Annotated in this window: 1 protein-coding gene; it reads left to right on the top strand. The window is 48.5% G+C overall.

The genetic code is table 11. The features are described 5' to 3' along the window. Position 1: 1 nt before the first annotated feature. Positions 2–200, top strand: a 199-nt coding sequence (locus tag AB4496_RS29785; protein ID WP_408063567.1) for a hypothetical protein, incomplete at its 3' end; no start/stop codon positions are given.

The following is a 200-nucleotide window of genomic DNA, read 5'->3' as shown; positions in this document are numbered from 1 at the left end:
CATTACGGAACCAACGGTTGCAGATTTAGCTGCCGGTGTTGTTACGACAGGCACTGTCGATGTGATGCCAGTGCAAAGTGCAGATGGTGCAACAATCACTCAGTTTGTTTATGACGGACAACTTAGAACACTGGTTCAAACAGATACTGGTGAGCAGCGGTTCGGTTTCACTGAAGGGACGCTAGTCATCACCCTTCAAG

The organism is Vibrio sp. 10N.222.46.A1, from assembly GCF_041473595.1.
GTDB classification, from domain to species: domain Bacteria; phylum Pseudomonadota; class Gammaproteobacteria; order Enterobacterales; family Vibrionaceae; genus Vibrio; species Vibrio tasmaniensis_A.
This window is presented reverse-complemented; position numbering and strand designations above follow the sequence as displayed.